Source organism: Mesorhizobium sp. RIZ17 (genome assembly GCF_051127865.1).
Classification (GTDB): domain Bacteria; phylum Pseudomonadota; class Alphaproteobacteria; order Rhizobiales; family Rhizobiaceae; genus Mesorhizobium; species Mesorhizobium humile.
On the sequence record NZ_CP147861.1, the window covers coordinates 6,060,258 to 6,077,389 of the forward strand.

Genomic DNA, 17,132 nt, shown 5'->3' on the forward strand with positions numbered 1-17,132 from the left:
TTTTTAAAATGTCATGGCCCGGCGCGACGCCAGGATCTTGCGCAGCACCGCGCAGTCGATATCGGGCGGGATCGGGCTCTCGCCGGTGACCATCGGCAGGAATTCGGTGTCGGGGATTTCGAGAAGCCTCTCATATTGGTCGATTTCATCGTCGGTCAAGGCGCCGATCTCGGCGTCGGCGAAGGAACCGAGGATGAGGTCCATCTCGCGCATGCCGCGATGCCAGGAGCGGAACAGGAGCTTGCGGCGGCGGGCATCCAGCCCCTCGCTTGATCGCTGTGTTCCGGTCATGGCGCCGCATCCCTCCAAAGCGGCGCATATAGCGTGGATAGAGGGCGGTGTCAGCCTTTGCGCTGCCGCCGTCGCGACATAAGCTGACAAGATGCGTCCCACCATCCTCGATCCCCTGTTCGTTCCGATCACCTCGCTTGCCGGCGTCGGCCCGAAAGTCGGCTTGCTGATCGAGCGCGTCGTGCCGGCCGATCTCGGCGATCGCGCCGCGCGCGCGGCCGACCTTCTGTTCGTGCTGCCCAACAGTGTGATCGACCGCCGCAACCGGCCCGGCATCGCGCTGTCGGCCGAGGGCCAGATCGTCACCCTCGAAGTGCGGGTCGACCGGCACCAGCCGCCGCCGCGCGGCAACAGGTCGGTGCCTTACCGGGTCTATGCCCATGACGACACCGGGGAGATCGCGCTGACCTTCTTCCATGCCCATGCCGCCTATCTGGAAAAGGCGATGCCCGAAGGCGAGCGCGTCGTCGTCTCCGGCCGGATGGAATGGTTCAATGGCCGCCCGAGCATGGTCCATCCCGACCATATCGCGCTGGCCAGCGAGGCGGAAAACCTGCCCCTCGTCGAGCCGGTGTACCCGCTGACCGCGGGCCTGTCGTCCAAGGTGCTGCGCCGCGCCATAGGCCAGGCGCTGGGGCGCCTGCCGGAATTGCCGGAATGGCAGGACGACGCCTTCATGCGCCGCCAAACTTTCGCGCCCTTCGGCGACGCGCTTGCCCGTGTCCACCATCCGGCCGATCCGATCGATGTCGCCGTCGAAGGCCCGGCTTGGCGACGCCTCGCCTATGACGAGCTGCTGGCCGGGCAGGTTTCGCTGGCGCTGGTGCGGGCCAGAATTCGCCGCCTGTCGGGCCGGCCGCTCACCGGCGACGGCAGCATCGTCGAGAAGCTGCGCGCCGCCCTGCCCTACAAGCTCACCCCCAGCCAGGAATTCGCGCTGGGCGAAATCAACGCCGACCTCGCCGATCCCGAACGCATGCTGCGTCTGCTGCAAGGCGATGTCGGCTCCGGCAAGACGGTGGTGGCGCTGCTCGCCATGGCGCGCGCGGTCGAGGCCGGCGGCCAGGCGGCGCTGATGGCGCCGACCGAGATTCTCGCGCGCCAGCATCTGGCGACCATCGCGCCGCTGGCGGAGAAAGTCGGCCTGCGCCTCGCCATCCTGACCGGGCGCGAGAAGGGGCGTGAGCGCACAGGGACGCTCGAGGGCCTTGCCAGCGGTGAGATCGACATCGTCGTCGGCACGCATGCGCTGTTCCAGGAAACCGTGACGTTTCACGACCTTGTGCTGGCCGTCGTCGACGAGCAGCACCGGTTCGGCGTCCATCAGCGTCTCGCCATCACCGCCAAGGGCGATGCACCCGACATGCTGGTGATGACGGCCACACCCATCCCGCGCACGCTGGTGCTGACCGCCTTCGGCGACATGGATGTCTCGAAACTGACCGAGAAGCCGGCCGGCCGGCAGCCGATCCGCACCGTGACCTTGCCCATGGAACGGCTGGACGAACTGGTCGGCCGCATGCGCGATGCGGTCGCCGACGGCCAGAAGATCTACTGGATCTGCCCGCTCGTCGAGGAATCCGAGGAAATAAAACTGATGTCGGCGGAGGACCGTTTCGCTTCACTGAAACCGTTGTTCGGCGACCGGATCGGCCTCGTGCACGGCCGCATGAAAGGCGCGGAGAAAGACGAGGCGATGCGCGCCTTCAAGCAGGGCGAAACGCGCATCCTGATCGCCACCACCGTCATCGAGGTCGGCGTCGACGTGCCGGATGCGACCATCATGGTCATCGAGCATGCCGAGCGCTTCGGTCTTGCCCAGTTGCACCAGTTGCGCGGTCGCGTCGGGCGCGGCGACAAGCCGTCCTCCTGCGTGCTGCTTTACAAGGACCCGCTCGGCGAAACGGCCAAACGCCGGCTTTCGGTGATGCGCGAGACCGAGGACGGCTTCAAGATCGCCGAGGAGGACCTGAAGCTGCGCGGCGAAGGCGAGCTGCTGGGCACACGCCAATCAGGTACGCCCGGCTTTCAGGTCGCGCGCCTCGAGTTTCATGCCGACCTGTTGGAAGCGGCGCGCGACGACGCGCGGCTGATCCTGTCGCGCGACCCGGAACTGCAATCGGAACGCGGCGAAGCGCTGCGGTTGTTGCTTTACCTGTTCGGGCGCGACGAGGCGGTGCGGCTGCTGCGCGCAGGCTGAGCGCCAAGCGCCGGGTTGGCTAAAGCCCCTTCGATCGGTTCGCCGTTCAGCGTCACAAGCTTGGCCTTGACCTCCGGCGCCACCATGCCGGCCGAGACGATCAGCTTGGCGCCGTCCTCGATCGACATGTCGAGCAGCACGATCTCGGATTTGTGCACATACATCAGGAAGCCGGTGGTCGGATTGGGCGTGCAAGGCATGAACACGGCGATCAGCGGATCGCCTTCCTGGTCGAGCTTCTGGTTGATCTCGGTTTCCTTCTCGCTGGCGACGAAGACCAGCGACCAGACGCCTTTGCGCGGATATTCGACCAGCCCGACCTGGCGGAACATGTCGCCCTTGTTGGACAGCACCGTCTCGAAAATCTGCTTCAGCGAGCCGTAGATGCCACGCACCAGCGGCATGCGGCCAAGCAGCCGCTCGCCGAAATTGACGATGGCGCGGCCGACGATGTTGGCCGTCAGGAAACCGATCAGCGTGATCAGCACCAGCGCCACGATCAGCCCGAAACCCGGAACCGGGAACGGCAGATAGGTGTCGGGATTGTAGCGCACCGGGATGTAGGGCTTCACCCAGGAATCGACCCAGCCGATCAGCGACCAGGCGATATAGGCCGTGATCGCCAGAGGCGCGCAGACGACGAAGCCGGTCAGGAAATAATTCCTCAGCCGGGTCATGCCAGAGGTCTTCAGGGCGTCGGACATGGATTCACCGCGGCGCAGGTTGCGTCGCCAAGATTAGTGAACCGCAAGCCGGTTTGGAACTGCGAAGTTTTTAAAGAGCGATCGTCATGCCGCTGTATCCAGCGGCACGATCTTCTCGAGCTCCGGCGCTATTTTCCTCGCTTCGGTTTCCAACTCGTAGGCCTTCTGGAAGTTCATCCAGAACCCGGGCGTGGTGTTGAAGAACCTGGCGAGGCGAAGGGCTGTATCCGGCGTAAGACCAACCTCCTCCTTGACGATGCGCTCAATCCGGGTGCGCGGAAGATTAAGCTTCTTTGCAAGCGCACCAGCACTCATGCCGAGCGGCACAAGATACTCCTCGCGCAGGAATTCTCCGGGGTGGATCGGGCGTGCGAACTTGAGCATAGCTCAATATCCTCAAAGGGTTAGGGCGAGTTCTGTTTAATGATAATCGACAATTTCCACATCTTCGGCTCCGGCGGCTGTCCATCTGAAACAGATGCGCCATTGGTCGTTGATGCGTATGGAATGTTGCCCGGCACGATCCCGCTTCAGAGCCTCCAAGTGGTTTCCGGGTGGCGACCGAAGGTCATTCAGCTGAACGGCATTATCAATCGCCCGCAGCCGCCTTTCCGCCCTGGCTACCAAATCCGGCGGAAATCCCTTGGGGGCCCTGCCGGCCGCGACCTCTTCGACCGTCTTGCCTTTGAATGAAACGATCAACAGCCTTCCCCACGCGATGTATCATACTCTGATACGCAGTCGGCCGCAAGATCATGTATCATCAATTGATACAGACCGATCGTGGGAAGGCAGCCTACTCCACCGTGACCGACTTCGCGAGGTTGCGCGGCTGATCGACGTCGGTGCCCATGAAGACGGCGGTGAAATAGGCCAGCATCTGGATCGGCAGGGCGTAGATGATGGGCGAGATGATCTCCGGCACTTCGGGCAGGATGATCGTCTCCATCGTCTTGATGCCGGCTTGCGCCGCGCCCTTGGCATCGGTGATCAGGATGATCTTGCCGCCGCGCGCCGCCACTTCCTGCATGTTCGAGACCGTCTTTTCGAAGATGCGGTCATGCGGCGCGATCACGATCACCGGCATGTTCTCGTCGATCAGCGCGATCGGCCCGTGCTTCAGCTCGCCGCCGGCATAGCCCTCGGCGTGGATGTAGGAAATCTCCTTGAGCTTCAGCGCCCCTTCCATGGCCAGCGGGAAGTTGGTGTCGCGGCCGAGATAGAGCACGTCCTTGTAGCGCGACAGCTCGCGCGCGATGCGCTCGATCTGCTCGTCGAGCTTCAGCACCTGGGTGGCGAAGCGCGGCGCTTCGGAAAGCTCGCGCACCAGCCGCTTTTCCTCGTCGCGCGAGATCGTGCCGCGCGCCACGCCGGCGCGGACCGCAAGTGCTGCCAGGACGGAGAGCTGACACGTGAATGCCTTGGTCGAGGCGACGCCGATCTCCGGCCCGGCAAGCGTCGGCAGCACGACGTCGGATTCGCGCGCCATGGTCGATTCGCGCACATTGACCACCGCGCCGATCTTCATGCCGGCCTGGCGGCAATAGCGCAGCGAAGCCAGCGTGTCGGCGGTCTCGCCCGACTGCGAGATGAAGAAGGCCGCGTCGTTGGCCGACAGCGGCATCTCGCGATAGCGGAATTCGGAGGCGACATCGATGTCGACCGGCAGCCGCGCATAGCGTTCGAACCAGTATTTCGAGATCAGCCCGGCGAGATAGGCGGTGCCGCAGGCCGACAGCGCCAGCCGGCCGATCCTGGCGAAGTCGAACGGCAGGTCGAGCGGCTTCGACACGCCCGAGACGAAATCTACGTAATGCGCCAGCGTGTGCGAGATCACCTCCGGCTGCTCGTGGATTTCCTTTTCCATGAAATGCCGGCGGTTGCCCTTGTCGACCATGAAGCTGGTCGACAGCGATTGCTGGCGCTTGCGGTCGACCTTGTTGCCGTCGATGTCGTAGATGGTCACGCCGTCGCGCCGCACGACCGCCCAGTCGCCGTCCTCAAGATAGGTGATCGAGTTGGTGAAGGGCGCCAGCGCAATCGCGTCCGAACCCAAGAACATCTCGCCCTCGCCATGGCCGACGGCCAAAGGCGGACCGTTGCGGGCGCCGACGATCAGGTCCTCGTCGCCCTTGAACATGATTGCCAGCGCGAAGGCGCCGGACAGCCGCTTCAGCGCCGCATGCGCGGCCTCCACCGGCTTCAGCCCCCTGGCGAACTCGCGCGCCACCAGATGCGCGACGACCTCGGTGTCGGTCTGCGAGGCGAATTTATAGCCGTCGCGGGTGAGCTCGTCGCGCAGCTCGGCGAAATTCTCGATGATGCCGTTGTGGACGATGGCGACGCCGTTGGAAAAATGCGGATGCGCGTTGGTCTCGTTGGGCACGCCATGCGTTGCCCAGCGCGTGTGACCGATGCCGATCGTGCCGTCGAGCGGCTCTTCCTTCAGCCGGCGTTCGAGATTGATGAGCTTGCCCTCGGCGCGGCGCCGGCCAAGCTCACCCTTCTCAATGGTGGCGACACCGGCCGAGTCGTAGCCGCGGTATTCGAGCCGCTTCAACGCATCGACGATGAGCGGCGCGACTTGGCTTCGGCCAACGATTCCAACGATACCGCACATGGCGCTTGCCCCCGATTCCCAGCGGAAAATCCGGCGTTATCTAGGGACTGCCGGCCTGCCGCGAAAGTCACTTTGCGTTTCGTTCCATGTCAGCGGAACGGTTCTTTGCCAAGGCACAATGCCAGACTGCGCTTGCAATCCGGTTACCTGAACCGCTCGGGTTTTCAGGGCCCAGGTTTTCCACTCGTTCATATCTGATCGAGCAGCGACCGCCTCCCGAAGGAGGCGCTGAAGATCATTCCGCGGCCTTCTTCTTCGCCGCGGCGGCCGAGGCGAACCGCTCGCGCAGCTCCTTGCCCTTGCCGGGGATAGTCTTCTGGCGGGCACGACCGAAGGCCAGAGCGTCGTCGGGCACGCTCTCGGTGATCACGCTGCCGGAGGCGATATACCCGCCCTTGCCGATCGTGACCGGCGCCACCAGCGAGGAGTTCGAGCCGACAAAGGCCCCCTCGCCGATATCGGTGAAGAATTTCGAGTAGCCGTCATAATTGCAGGTGATGGTGCCGGCGCCGATATTGGCCGCGGCCCCGACCCGCGCATCGCCGATATAGGTCAGATGGTTGACCTTGGCGCCCTCCTCGATCGTCGCCTGCTTGACCTCGCAGAAATTGCCGACCTTTGCCTTGTTGCGAAGATCAGCGCCCGGCCTGAGCCGCGCGAAGGGCCCGACATCGCAATTGGACGCGATCGTCGCGCCCTCGATATGGCTGAAGGCGTGGATCTTGGCGGCCGAAGCGATCCTGACGCCCGGCCCGAACCAGACATTCGGCTCGACGATCGTGTCGGCGCCGATCTCGGTATCGTGCGAGAAATAGACGGTCTCGGGCGCGATCAGCGTCACGCCCGCAAGCATAGCCTCGCGCCGCCGGCGTGCCTGCCAGACCCGCTCCGCCTCGGCGAGTTCGGCCCGGTTGTTGATGCCGAGCGCGTTTTCGAAACTGGCTTCCGTCGCCACCACGCTGAGGCCTTGCGCGCCGGCGATCTCGACGATGTCGGTCAGGTAGAACTCACCCTTGGCATTGTCGTTGCCGACTTTTTCGAGCAATTGCAGCGCCTGGTCGCCGGCAATGGCCATCATTCCCGCATTGCAGAAGGTGATCTTCTTCTCGTCCTCGCTGCAATCCTTCTCCTCGATGATGGCAACGAGCTTTCCGCGTCTTTCGATCAGGCGCCCGTATCCGGTTGGGTTTGGAGTGCGAAAGCCGATGACGACGACGGCCGCGCCCTCTGCCAGCTTCTGCCGCGCGGCTGCCAGCGCTTGCGCATCGATCAGCGGTGTGTCGCCGAACATGACGAGAATATCGTCATAACCCTTTGATATCGCTTCGCGAGCGGCGAGCACCGCATGCGCGGTGCCGAGCCGCTTCTCCTGCACGAAAGTCTCCGCCTTCGGCGCGAATTTCTGCGCCGCCTTGCGCATCTCGTCGGCGCCGTGGCCGATCACCAGCGCCAGGCCGGTTGCACCGGCGGCCTCCGCCGCCTTCACGACATGCGCCACCATAGGCAGGCCGGCAATGGCGTGCAGCACCTTGGGCATGGCGCTTTTCATGCGCGTGCCTTCGCCGGCGGCGAGGATGACGGACAGGCAGGATCTCTGGCTCATATAAAGGCAACCATGTGAAAGGGCTTGAATCAACGCATGCTAGCAGCGGGGTGATGCTGCACCAATGCGGTTAAATTCCGGTGAGGTGGAAGAGCAGCTGACTCTTAATGAGCGGGTCCGCCATTCGATCTGGTGCTACGCGCCCGGCTCTACCCCAGCCGTCCCAGCACCGGAAAATTCTCCAGAAGCCAATAGGACGCGCTCTGCACGCCGCCGGTCAGGAAGAACACGCCGGCGACGACCAGCAGCGCGCCGATCGCTTTTTCGACACGACCGAGATGGACGCGGAATTTGCCGAGGAAGCGCATGAAGGCGCCGGAAAACAGCGCCGCGATCAGGAACGGAATGCCGAGGCCGAGCGAATAGGCGGCAAGCAGCAGCGCGCCCTCGCCCACCGTCTCGCGTCCGCCGGCCAAAGTCAGGATCGGTCCCAGCACCGGGCCGATGCAGGGCGTCCAGCCAAAGGCGAAGGCCAGCCCCATGACATAGGCGGCGACCATGCTGGCGGGCTTGCCCTGCGACTGGAAGCGCGCCTCGCGCGAGAGCAGCGGAATGCGCAGGATGCCGAGGAAGTTGAGGCCCATGACGATGATCAGCGCGCCGGCGACCATCGCCAGCGGCTCCTGCCAGACCCTCAGCAGGTGGCCGATGGTCGAGGCGCCGGCGCCGAGCGCAACGAAGACGGTCGAGAAGCCGAGCACGAAAGCGAGCGAAGCATAGAGCAGCGCGCCGCGCGCGCCTTCCTTTGCCGTCACACTTTGATTACCGCGGAAATCGTCGACCGAAACGCCGGCCATGTAGCAGAGATAGGGCGGCACCAGCGGCAGCACGCATGGCGACAGGAACGAGATCGCCCCTGCCCCGACCGCGCTGACATAGCCGATGTCCAATGCCATTTCGTCCGCCCTGCTTGTGCTGGCGACGATATAGCGACGCGGATGGCGCTTCGCCAATCACCATTGTGTGGCACGTCGCCGCTTCGCCAAGGAAGAAACAGCCGCGCCAACGCGTTGACATAGCCAGCGCGGAACTTCCGCGCGTGTTCTCAGGGAGATTGTCATGAAATCGATCGCACTCGGGTTTGCCGCACTTCTGCTCGGCACCGTCGCGTCCCATGCCGCCCAAGCGTGGAAGGAAGCCGAAGTCGGCGGCACCAAGATCTACACCGATGCCAAGGGCATGACGCTTTACACTTTCGACAAGGACGAAAAGGGCAAGTCCACCTGCTACGACAAATGCGCCGCCAACTGGCCGCCGCTGAAGGCCGAAGCCGGCGCCAAGCCAGACGATGAATGGACTGTTATCGACCGCACGGACGGCTCCAAGATGTGGGCCTATGACGGCAAACCGGTCTACACCTTCGTCAAGGACAAGAAGGCCGGTGACATGGCCGGAGAAGGCGTCGCCGGCGCCTGGCACGTCGTCAAGGCCGATTGAACCTGCCCTCGCCACCGCCCGGCTGGAGGGTGGCTGCCGGGTCTCTCTCGACTCGGCAGCCGGCAATCCCTTTCCGATCCGAGCCGGTTCGACGATCGTCTTGCGACAAGAGCGCACGACCGTATCTCATGTGATCGAGACGCGGACCTCGCCATCCCCAAAAAATGTGATCTTTGCCATACACTCTAAGAGTGTATCGCCGATCGCCGCTTCCCAAATTGCCCGCCTCCCCTTGACCGATTGCAAAAGCGCGGCCATGTGAGCGACGAAAAGAGTGGGATTTCGTCGCGCGTCGCGGAGTTCTTCCGCCACCTCACAGCTGATTAAGAGACCTCATGGACGTCGTCGTCGTCGAATCGCCGGCCAAGGCGAAGACAATCAACAAATATCTCGGCAAGAACTATAAGGTTCTGGCCTCGTTCGGCCATGTCCGCGATCTGCCGGCCAAGGACGGCTCGGTGCGCCCCGACGAGGACTTCGCCATGTCCTGGTCGGTCGACACCGCGTCGGGCAAGCGCCTGGCCGACATCGCCAAGGCGGTCAAGGATGCCGACGGCCTGATCCTCGCCACCGACCCCGATCGCGAGGGCGAGGCGATTTCCTGGCACGTGCTCGAAGTCCTGAAGCAGAAGCGTGCGCTGAAGGACAAGCCGGTCAGCCGCGTTGTCTTCAACGCCATCACCAAGGCTTCGGTGCTGGATGCGATGGCCAATCCCCGCCAGATCGACGCGCCGCTGGTCGACGCCTATCTCGCCCGCCGTGCGCTCGACTATCTCGTCGGCTTCACGCTGTCGCCGGTGCTGTGGCGCAAGCTGCCGGGCGCCCGTTCGGCCGGCCGCGTGCAGTCGGTGGCGCTGCGCCTGGTCAGCGACCGCGAATCCGAGATCGAGCGCTTCATCCGCGAGGAATACTGGCAGATCGCCGCCATCCTCAACACGCCCCGCAACGATAGCTTCGAGGCGCGGCTGACCGCCTTCACCGGCAAGAAGCTGCAGAAGCTCGACATCGCCAACAAGGCGCAGGCCGACGACATCAAGGCCATGCTCGAAGGCGCGACCTTCAAGGCTTTGTCGGTCGAGGCCAAGCCGACAAAACGCAATCCCGGCCCGCCCTTCACCACCTCGACGCTGCAGCAGGCAGCATCGTCTGGGCTCGGCTTCTCGGCCACCCGCACCATGCAGGTGGCGCAGAAACTCTATGAAGGCATGGATGTCGGCGGCGAGACCGCCGGCCTCATCACCTATATGCGTACCGACGGCGTGCAGATGGCGCCGGAGGCGATCGAAGCCGCCCGCGACGCCATCGTCAGCGAGTTCGGCGCGAAATACCTGCCGGAAAAGCCGCGTTTCTACACCACCAAGGCCAAGAACGCCCAGGAAGCCCATGAGGCGATCCGCCCGACCGATTTCAGGCGCACGCCTCAATCGGTCAGGCAATATCTCGATGCCGACCAGGCGCGCCTCTACGAGCTGATCTGGAAGCGCGCCATCGCCAGCCAGATGCAGCCGGCCGAGATCGAACGCACCACGGTCGAGATCGAGGCGGTCAATGGCGCCCGCACCGCGGAGCTGCGCGCGATCGGCTCGGTCATCCGTTTCGACGGCTTCATTGCCGCCTATACCGACCAGAAGGACGAGGACGCGGAGGACGAGGAGAGCCGCCGTCTGCCCGAGATCCGTTCCGGCGAGCAGCTTGCCCGCCAGGCGATCAACGCCACCCAGCACACCACCGAGCCGCCGCCGCGCTATTCCGAGGCGTCGCTGATCAAGAAGCTGGAGGAGCTCGGCATCGGCCGGCCGTCGACCTACACGGCGATCCTGAAGACGCTCGAGGACCGCGACTACGTCACCATCGACCGGCGCCGGCTGGTGCCGCAGGCCAAGGGCCGGCTGCTCTCGGCCTTCCTCGAAAGCTTCTTCGAGCGTTACGTCGAATATGACTTCACCGCCTCGCTCGAGGAAAAGCTCGACGAGATTTCCGACGGCAAGCTCGCCTGGAAGGACGTTCTGCGCGACTTCTGGAAGGATTTCTCCGGCGCCGTCGACGACATCAAGGAACTGCGTGTCACCGACGTGCTCGACGCGCTCAATGAGGAACTTGCGCCGCTTGTCTTCCCGGAACGCGAGGACGGCTCCAACCCGCGTATCTGCCCGAAATGCGGCTCGGGAAACCTCTCGCTGAAGCTCGGCAAGTTCGGCGCCTTCGTCGGCTGCTCGAACTATCCGGAGTGTTCCTATACCCGCCAGCTCGGCGACGCCGCCAACCCCAATGGCGAGAACGGCAATGGCGACGACGGCGTCAAGCTGCTCGGCAAGGACCCCTACACCGCCGAGGAAATCACGCTGAGGAGCGGCCGTTTCGGTCCCTATATCCAGCGCGGCGAAGGCAAGGAGGCCAAGCGCTCGAGCCTGCCCAAAGGCTGGACGCCGGAGTCGATCGACCACGAGAAGGCGCTGGCTCTGTTGGCCCTGCCGCGCGACGTCGGCAAGCATCCGGAGACTGGCAAGATGATCTCGGCCGGCCTCGGACGCTACGGGCCGTTCGTGCTGCATGACGGCACCTATGCCAATCTGGAAAGCATCGAGGACGTGTTCTCGATCGGCTTGAACCGCGCTGTCTCGGTGATTGCCGAGAAGCAGCAGAAGGGCAAGGGCGGCCGCAACGGCGCCACGCCGGCGGCGTTGAAGGAACTTGGCGACCATCCCGATGGCGGCGGCAAGATCGTCGTGCGCGACGGCAAATACGGTCCCTATGTCAATTACGGCAAGGTCAATGCGACGCTGCCCAAGGGCAAGGACCCGCAATCGGTGACGATGGAAGAAGCGCTCGCCCTGATTGCCGAAAAGGAAGCCAAGGGCGGAGGCGGCAAGAAGCCCTTCCGTCGGGGCGCGAAGAAGGGGTAGCGAGACGTGGCGCGCAGGATCTCCGGAAGAAGCCACGGCGATCCGCGACACGCCGACACGAGGGCCAAGGTCAAGGACGATTACCGGCCCTCGCGTGACGAGTTGCTGCGCTACATCGCCGAAAATCCCGACCGGTCCGGCAAGCGCGAGATCGCCAAGGCCTTCGCGCTGCGCGGCGACGACCGCATCTGGCTCAAGGATATGCTGCGCGACCTGCAGGATGAAGGCCTGCTCAACAAGGAGCGCAAGCGGCTCAGCCGCGCCGGCGCCGTGCCTCACGTCGCCGTGCTCGACATTTTCGGCCGCGACGATGACGGTGTGCTGCTGGCGCATCCGAACGAATACACCGGCAATGGCTCGCCACCCGTCATCGCCATCCGCATTTCGCGCGGCGCCAGCGGTCCCGTGCCCGGCATCGGCGACCGCGTTTTAGCCAAGACCTTCCCGACCGACGATCCGTCAGGCCCCGCCTATACCGGTCGGGTGATGAAGATCTTCGAGAAGCGCAGCGACGCGGTGCTCGGCGTCTTCCGCGTGCTGAAGGACGGCACGTTCCGCATTGAGCCCGTCGAACGGCGGCAGCCGGAACTGATCGTCGACAAGGAATTCCAGAACGGCGCCAAGAACGGCGATCTCGTCGAGGTCGAGCCGGCGCGGGCATCCCGTTACGGACTGCCCAGGGCAAAGGTGCTGGCGGTGCTGGGATCGCTGAGCAGCGAGAAGGCGGTCTCGATGATCGCCATCCACGCCCACGACATTCCCCATGTTTTTCCGGCGGACGTGATCGCCGAGGCCGAAGCGGTGAAGCCGGCGACGCTCGATCACCGCGAGGATTGGCGCGATCTGCCGCTGGTGACCATCGATCCGGCCGACGCGAAGGACCATGACGACGCCGTCTTCGCCGCTCCCGATGCGGACGAGAAGAATCCCGGAGGCGTCGTCGTCACCGTGGCGATCGCCGATGTCGCCGCCTATGTTCGCTACGGCACGCCGCTCGACCGCGAGGCCTTGAAGCGCGGCAATTCGGTCTATTTTCCGGACCGCGTCGTGCCGATGCTTCCCGAACGCATCTCCAACAACCTCTGCTCGCTGCGCGAGGGCGAGGACCGGCCGGCCATCGCCGTGCGCATGACCTTCTCCTCGGAAGGCCGCAAGCTCAGGCATTCGTTCCACCGCGTGATGATGAAGTCGGCCGCCAAGCTCGCCTATCCGCAGGCGCAGGCCGCGATCGACGGCACGCCCGACGACAAGACGAAGCCGATCCTCGATAGCGTCCTGAAGCCGCTTTGGGATGCCTATTCGGTCCTCAGACGCGGCCGCGACTCCCGCCAGCCACTGGAACTCGACCTGCCGGAGCGCAAGATCCTGCTGAAACCCGACGGCACGGTCGACCGCGTCACCGTGCCAGAGCGACTCGATGCGCACAAGCTCATCGAGGAGTTCATGATCCAGGCCAATGTCGCGGCCGCCGAGACATTGGAGGGCAGGAAAGAACCCCTCGTCTACCGCATCCACGACGCGCCGTCGCTGGCCAAGCAGGAATCGCTGCGCGAGTTCCTGCAGACACTCAGCCTGTCGCTGGCGCGCGGCGTGCAGATGCGGCCCAGCCAATTCAACGGCATTCTGGAGCGGGTGCGCGGCGCCGACAACGAGGCGCTGGTCAACGAAGTGGTGCTGCGCTCGCAGAGCCAGGCCGAGTACTCGCCGAAGAACATCGGCCATTTCGGTCTCAACCTCAGGCGCTACGCGCATTTCACCTCGCCAATCCGCCGCTATGCCGATCTGATCGTGCACCGCGGGCTGATCGCCGCACTTGGTCTGGGTCCCGGTGGCTTGACGCAGCAGGAGGCGGACAGGCTGGAAGAGGTCGCCGCGCTGATCTCGGCCACGGAACGCCGCGCCATGGCCGCCGAGCGCGACACGGTCGACCGGCTGATCGCCGCCTATCTGGCCGAGCGCGTCAACGACACGTTCGACGCGCGCATCTCCGGCGTCACCAAGGCGGGGCTCTTTGTCCAATTGCCGCAGTACGGCGCCGATGGCTTTATTCCGGTGTCAAGTTTGGGCGGCGACTACTATATCTACGACGAAACCGCCCGATCGCTGTTCGGGGAACGCACCGGCAAAGGCTATCAGCTTGCCGACCGCGTCGAAGTCCGGCTGGTCGAGGTCGCGCCAATGGCCGGCGCGATGCGTTTCGAGATGCTGACCGACCCGAAGCCCCTGCCCGGCTCGAAGCGGTCGTTCCACAAGGCCAAGGGCCGCGCCCGTGCGTCGCAATCGCGCACCGGTCCGCGCGGCAGGAGAAGATGATGCCAGGCGATATGCGCGTGGAAAAACAGGTTTTCGGCGGCGAGCATCACTCCGGCCGCGTCGCGCGTCCGCTGTGGACGGCGATCAAGCGCGGCTTGCTCGGCCGCTGCCCGCATTGCGGCAAAGGGAAGCTGTTCAGCGCCTTCGTGAAGCCCGTGGACAAGTGCGAGGTCTGCGGCGAGGAACTGCACCACCATCGCGCCGACGACCTGCCTGCCTATCTGGTCATCGTCATTGTCGGCCATATCGTGGTTGGCTCGTTCATGGCCGTGGAGGCCGCCACCACGCTGTCGACATGGCAGCACGCGCTGATCTGGGTGCCGCTGACCATCATTCTCGCTCTCGTGCTGCTGCAGCCGGTCAAGGGCGCCGTCATCGGCCTGCAATGGGCGCTGTATATGCACGGCTTCGGCGACGAGAAGGACGAATTCGAGAGCCATTGATAAGCCAGGTCTCGCCGCTGCCCGGCCCTGGTGCAAAGGCAGCGACGAGCAAGCCACTTTCGCATCCGGGAAGTTTCCGCTAGGTCGAGCGCATGGAACGAATGACCAAGGCGGATGTCGACAAGCTCGATAGGGGCCTGGCCGTGCGCAGCGGCCGGGCGCTGCGTCCGCGCGATGCCGCGACCCTCATTCTCCTCGACCGCAAGGGCAAGGACGTTCTGGTGCTGATGGGCCGGCGCCACGCCCGCCATGCCTTCATGCCCGGGAAATTCGTCTTCCCCGGCGGCCGCACCGACCCGGCGGACAGCCGCATTTACGTCGGCGCCCCTCTGCCCGGCGAAGAAGAGAAAAAGCTGCTCGCGGGTCCTGGCCGCGCGAGCGCGGCGCGGGCGCGGGCAATCGCCCTGTCGGCGATTCGCGAGACCTATGAGGAAGCCGGCCTGCTGATCGGCCGCAAGGGCGCCTTCTCGACCGTAAAGCGCGACTGGCAGGGTTTCGCCGAACATGGCGTGGTCCCGTCGCTGGACGTGCTTCGCTTCATCGCCCGCGCCATCACCCCGCCCAACCGCGTGCGCCGTTTCGATACGCGTTTCTTCAGCGCATGGCGCCACGACGTTGCCGTGGAGTTGCCCGGCGGCGGTCCGACCAACGAGTTGGAGGAACTCGTCTGGCTGCCGCTCGCCGATGCCCGCAAGGCCGACATCCCCGACATTACCGGCATGATCCTGGAAGAACTGCAAAGTCGGCTTGCCGACGATCCCTTGCTGCGGCCGGGGGGCGCCGTGCCGTTCTTCCGGCTCGTCCGCAACCGCTTTGTCCGCGAAGTCCTTTAGAAGCAGAGCATTTTGATCCCATGACGGTCGATACCCAACAACAGGGCGACGAACGCGTACACTGGCTGCCGATGATCGCGGCGATCTCCTCGATCAGCGTCGTCGGCATCGCCATCGGCCTCGGCATGCCACTGCTCAGTGTCATCCTGGAGACACGCGGCCACTCGGCCTCGATGATCGGCCTCAACACGGCGGTTGCTGGCCTGGCCTCGATCGCCGGTGCGCCGCTCGCCACGCCTTTAGCCATGCGGCTCGGCGTCGCCTGGACCATGCTGTCGATGATTGCCATCGGCGCGCTGGCCTTTGTCGGCTTCCACTTCGCGCCAGATTTCTGGATGTGGTTTCCGCTCCGCGTCGTGCTGCACATTTCGCTCACGGTGCTGTTCATCCTGTCGGAGTTCTGGATCAGCACCTCCGCGCCGCCGCACCGGCGCGGCCTCGTGCTCGGCATATACGCCACGGTGCTGTCGCTCGGCTTTGCCGCCGGGCCGTGGCTGTTCGCTCATCTCGGAAGCTCGGGGTTCAGACCCTTTGGCGTCATCATCGCCCTGGTGACGCTGGCCGCGATTCCCGTGCTGGCGGCACGCAAGGAGAGTCCGACCATCGTCGCCGACAGCGAGACCAGCCACTTCCTGCGCTACATCTGGCTGGTGCCGACCGCCACTTTCGCCGTGCTGGTCTTCGGCGCGGTCGAGACCGGCGGCTTCGCGCTCTTCCCGGTCTATGGCAACCGCATCGGTTATTCAGAAGCCGACGCGGCGCTGCTTTTGACCATGATCGGTCTCGGCAATGTGCTGCTGCAGATCCCGATCGGCATGATCAGCGACCGCATTTCAGACCGGCGCTACCTGCTCCTGATCTGCGCCACGGTAGGGCTGATCGGAACCGCCTTCATGCCGTTCTTCGCCCAGAACTGGCATCTGATGGCGGCGCTTCTGTTCGTTTGGGGCGGCGTCGTGGCGGCCATGTACACGATCGGCCTTGCCCATCTCGGCTCGCAGCTTTCCGGCCATGAGCTTGCCTCCGCCAACGCGGCCTTCGTGCTTTGCTATGGCGTCGGCATGGTGCTGGGTCCGCAGGCGATCGGCATCGGCATGGATGCGTTCGGCCCCTCGGGCTTCGGCTGGTCGCTGGCGATCTTCTTCGCCGCCTACATGCTTCTGGTCCTGGTCAGGCTGGTGCGCAAGATTCTGTAGAAGAACGTAGCCGAAGCGTCGGGCATCCTGACATCACCATGTCAGCAGCACCCCTGCTATACCCTGTCTCCAACGCGAGGTAGGAGAATTGCTATGATCGACAGCGGCTTTGAAACCAGATCCCTCAGGATGGAATTGCTTCTGCTCGTCACATTCCAGGCGCCGGCCGCCGATGTCGAGCGCATCATGGAGGCAGTGGTGGCGATCACGCCGCTGCGCATGGGCAAATATGACAGCAACGCCTATCAGTCGGCGCAAGGCGTCGAGCGCTATCGGCCGCTCGAAGGCGCCGCCGCTGGCGCCGAGACGGAATTGCGCCGGCGGCCCGGCACCGTCGAAGTGTCGTTCGAGATCGCCGACGACCAGGCGCTCGCCGCTCGTGTCGTCGAGGCGATATTCCAGGCCCACTCCTATCAGGAGCCCGTCATCCGCATCCAACCGCTGCTCGCCAGCCGTTCCAAGGGTCTTGACGACCATGCCAATCCCAACCGCTGGTGGAACACCACGGGCGACTGGAAAAAAACCGCTCAGCGGATCGAGGAGAACGCCTGAAGCAGCGAAATCAGCCGTGCCGAGATGAGGCAAGGAC

Annotated in this window: 15 protein-coding genes; 8 read left to right on the top strand and 7 right to left on the bottom strand. The window is 64.5% G+C overall.

Annotation, left to right across the window (positions count from 1 at the left end):
* Positions 1–3 precede the first annotated feature (3 nt).
* On the bottom strand, positions 4–291 hold the full coding sequence (locus WDX12_RS29540) for a succinate dehydrogenase assembly factor 2 (protein ID WP_434722965.1): 288 nt from the start codon (positions 289–291) through the stop codon (positions 4–6).
* A 91-nt stretch (positions 292–382) separates the two neighbouring features.
* Between WDX12_RS29540 and recG the strand changes: the two genes are divergently transcribed.
* The gene (gene recG / locus WDX12_RS29545; RefSeq protein WP_434722966.1) at positions 383–2,491 is read left to right on the top strand and encodes an ATP-dependent DNA helicase RecG; all 2,109 of its coding nucleotides are present in this window, start codon (positions 383–385) and stop codon (positions 2,489–2,491) included.
* Here recG and WDX12_RS29550 read toward each other — a convergent pair.
* From WDX12_RS29550 to WDX12_RS29575, 6 genes are all read right to left on the bottom strand, one after another.
* The gene (locus tag WDX12_RS29550) at positions 2,443–3,195 is read right to left on the bottom strand and encodes a DUF502 domain-containing protein (protein WP_320295952.1); all 753 of its coding nucleotides are present in this window, start codon (positions 3,193–3,195) and stop codon (positions 2,443–2,445) included. The genes recG and WDX12_RS29550 overlap by 49 nt on opposite strands.
* Positions 3,196–3,279: 84 nt before the next feature.
* Complete coding sequence (locus WDX12_RS29555) at positions 3,280–3,579, bottom strand: HigA family addiction module antitoxin (protein ID WP_320295953.1); 300 nt, start codon at positions 3,577–3,579, stop codon at positions 3,280–3,282.
* Positions 3,580–3,615: 36 nt separating this feature from the next.
* Positions 3,616–3,897 carry a type II toxin-antitoxin system RelE/ParE family toxin gene (locus WDX12_RS29560; RefSeq protein ID WP_082037064.1) on the bottom strand — a complete coding sequence of 94 codons (282 nt, stop codon included), beginning with the start codon at positions 3,895–3,897 and terminating at the stop codon, positions 3,616–3,618.
* A gap of 94 nt (positions 3,898–3,991) precedes the next feature.
* Positions 3,992–5,815 carry a glutamine--fructose-6-phosphate transaminase (isomerizing) gene (glmS, locus tag WDX12_RS29565; RefSeq protein ID WP_434722967.1) on the bottom strand — a complete coding sequence of 608 codons (1,824 nt, stop codon included), beginning with the start codon at positions 5,813–5,815 and terminating at the stop codon, positions 3,992–3,994.
* 235 nt (positions 5,816–6,050) lie between these two features.
* On the bottom strand, positions 6,051–7,418 hold the full coding sequence (gene glmU / locus WDX12_RS29570; protein WP_434722968.1) for a bifunctional UDP-N-acetylglucosamine diphosphorylase/glucosamine-1-phosphate N-acetyltransferase GlmU: 1,368 nt from the start codon (positions 7,416–7,418) through the stop codon (positions 6,051–6,053).
* Positions 7,419–7,567: 149 nt separating this feature from the next.
* Positions 7,568–8,314 (bottom strand): cytochrome c biogenesis CcdA family protein, encoded by a 747-nt coding sequence (locus WDX12_RS29575; RefSeq protein ID WP_434722969.1) that lies wholly within the window; start codon positions 8,312–8,314, stop codon positions 7,568–7,570.
* A gap of 163 nt (positions 8,315–8,477) precedes the next feature.
* Here WDX12_RS29575 and WDX12_RS29580 point away from each other — a divergent pair, with 163 nt between their 5' ends.
* From WDX12_RS29580 to WDX12_RS29610, 7 genes are all read left to right on the top strand, one after another.
* Entirely contained in the window at positions 8,478–8,855 is a 378-nt protein-coding gene (locus tag WDX12_RS29580; RefSeq protein WP_434722970.1) for a COG4315 family predicted lipoprotein, read from the top strand.
* A gap of 335 nt (positions 8,856–9,190) precedes the next feature.
* Positions 9,191–11,758, top strand: a complete 2,568-nt coding sequence (gene topA / locus WDX12_RS29585) for a type I DNA topoisomerase (RefSeq protein WP_434722971.1) — start codon at positions 9,191–9,193, stop codon at positions 11,756–11,758.
* Between the two features lie 6 nt (positions 11,759–11,764).
* Complete coding sequence (rnr, locus tag WDX12_RS29590) at positions 11,765–14,071, top strand: ribonuclease R (RefSeq protein WP_434722972.1); 2,307 nt, start codon at positions 11,765–11,767, stop codon at positions 14,069–14,071.
* Entirely contained in the window at positions 14,071–14,514 is a 444-nt protein-coding gene (locus WDX12_RS29595; protein ID WP_434722973.1) for a DUF983 domain-containing protein, read from the top strand. The genes rnr and WDX12_RS29595 overlap by 1 nt, the downstream gene beginning before the upstream one ends.
* A 92-nt stretch (positions 14,515–14,606) precedes the next feature.
* Complete coding sequence (locus WDX12_RS29600) at positions 14,607–15,347, top strand: NUDIX hydrolase (RefSeq protein WP_434722974.1); 741 nt, start codon at positions 14,607–14,609, stop codon at positions 15,345–15,347.
* A gap of 20 nt (positions 15,348–15,367) precedes the next feature.
* Positions 15,368–16,543 carry an MFS transporter gene (locus tag WDX12_RS29605; protein ID WP_320295542.1) on the top strand — a complete coding sequence of 392 codons (1,176 nt, stop codon included), beginning with the start codon at positions 15,368–15,370 and terminating at the stop codon, positions 16,541–16,543.
* A 93-nt stretch (positions 16,544–16,636) separates the two neighbouring features.
* Positions 16,637–17,095, top strand: coding sequence for a hypothetical protein (locus WDX12_RS29610; protein ID WP_434722975.1), 459 nt, complete (start codon positions 16,637–16,639; stop codon positions 17,093–17,095).
* Positions 17,096–17,132 lie beyond the last annotated feature (37 nt).